The sequence below is a fragment of the Arthrobacter sp. Hiyo1 genome, assembly GCF_001263615.2.
Taxonomy (GTDB): Bacteria; Actinomycetota; Actinomycetes; order Actinomycetales; family Micrococcaceae; genus Arthrobacter.
This window is the reverse complement of the sequence record NZ_DF952473.1, coordinates 107,382-109,214: the sequence shown is the minus strand read 5'-3', so window position 1 is coordinate 109,214 and position 1,833 is coordinate 107,382. Positions and strand designations below refer to the sequence as shown.

Annotated in this window: 1 protein-coding gene; it reads right to left on the bottom strand. The window is 64.4% G+C overall.

All coding sequences use genetic code 11. From position 1 onward, the window contains the following. A partial coding sequence (locus AHiyo1_RS16025) for a transketolase (RefSeq protein WP_253257394.1) occupies window positions 1–1,698 on the bottom strand: 1,698 nt, incomplete at its 3' end. Window positions 1,699–1,833: the final 135 nt, after the last annotated feature.

The window sequence follows — 1,833 nt, the reverse complement described above, 5'->3', positions numbered from 1 at the left end:
TTCGGCGACAACAATCCGGCCATCGGTTTCGAGGCACGTCCGGCGCAAGGTGTCGACGTCGATCGGCTTGACGGAGTAGAGGTCGATGACGCGCGCTCTGATCCCCGACTCGGCCAGCTGCTCGGCGGCAGCGAGGCATTCGTGGAGTGTGACGCCGGCGCCGATGAGCGCCACCTGGTCATCGGGGCCGGCACCGTGGACCTTGCTTCCGCCAAGGGGGAACTGTTCGTCCGGACCGTAAATCACGGGATAGGCGCCCCGGGTGGCGCGCAGGTATGAGATTCCGGGTGTGTCCGCCATGGCGCTCACGAGCTGCGCTGTGGACGGAGCGTCAGCCGGATAGAGCACCGTGGAAGTGTGCACCGCCCGCATGGCGGCAATGTCCTCCAGGGCCATCTGCGAGGGACCGTCTTGCCCGATTTCAACGCCGGCATGCGTGCCGACGAGTCGGATGTCCACCTCCGAGACTCCGGCCATGCGGATAAAGTCGAATGGCCGCGAAACCAGGAAAGCCGCGAAACTTGAGGCGAAGGCCACGTATCCGCGGACTGAGAGGCCGATGGCGGCGGCCACGAGTTGCTGCTCGGCAATGAAAACTTCAAAATACCGCTCAGGGGCCACTTCCTCGAAGTCCCGTGCATGGGTCGAATTCCCCACTTCGCCGTCGAGGACCACCACTTCGGGGCGGGCCGCCAGCGCGGACACGGCGGCCCCAAAGGCGGCCCTGGTCGCCACTTTGTCGCCGACCTTCCAATCCGGGAGCGTGACGGAAACGTGAGTGCCCGGCGTGATTGCTGGAGTGCCGGGTTCCGGAGGACGGGTGGTCACGCGGACGCTGCTTGGCCCTCCAAGGGCCGCTATGGCTTTCTCGGCCATGTCTGCCGGGAGCGCCTTGCCGTGCCAGCCGTTCTGGTCTTCGATCTCAGGTACCCCTTTGCCCTTGATCGTCTTGGCCAGAATGACCGTCGGCTTATCGGGATCGCTCGTGGCCCTGCTCAGTGCATCGTCTATCTGGGAGATGTCATGGCCGTCGATGATAAGGGCCTGGGCTCCGAACGCTTCGACCCGCCGGGCGTAGGCGTCCATGTTCCACTGAAGTTCTGTGGGGCCGTCCTGGCCAAGCCGGTTGACGTCCACGACGGCGGTGAGGTTGCCGAGCTTGTAGTACGCCGCCTTGTCCACTGCCTCCCACATGGACCCTTCAGCTAGTTCGCTATCGCCGCACAACACCCATGTATGGAAGGGAAGCTTGTCCAGGTACCGTCCTGCGAGGCTCACCCCGACGGCGACCGGCAGCCCTTGTCCCAGGGAGCCGGTCGCCACATCCACCCAAGGCAGCACCGGCGTCGGGTGTCCTTGAAGCCGGGCACCGAACTGACGGTAGGTATTCAGCAGCTCATCTTCCTCGACGACGCCCACAGCCCGATACATGGAATACAGCAGGGGTGAAGCATGTCCCTTGGAGAAAATGAGATGGTCGTTGTTCGGCAACGCCGGCTGTTCCCAGTCGTAGCGAAGGTGCCGCGTGAGGAGGACCGCCATGAGGTCCGCGGCCGACAGCGACGACGTGGGATGACCCGAACCGGCGTTGGTGCTGCACCTGATGGAGTCCACACGCAATTGCGTAGCCAGGGCCCGAAGGGAGTCCATGTCTTCCGTTTGCATCGGTGCCGGCCGCAATTCTGGATCTTTCGACATCTTTCAGTTGCCTTTCATACGCTCCGAGCGGGTGGCCTGCCCTACGTGTCCGGCCTACAAGATCGTCAGGGGCGGCTCTCCCAAGGGCCGCGAGGGCGGGAAGGGAAGGTCCGGGCCCGGCTCGGGGACGAGGGG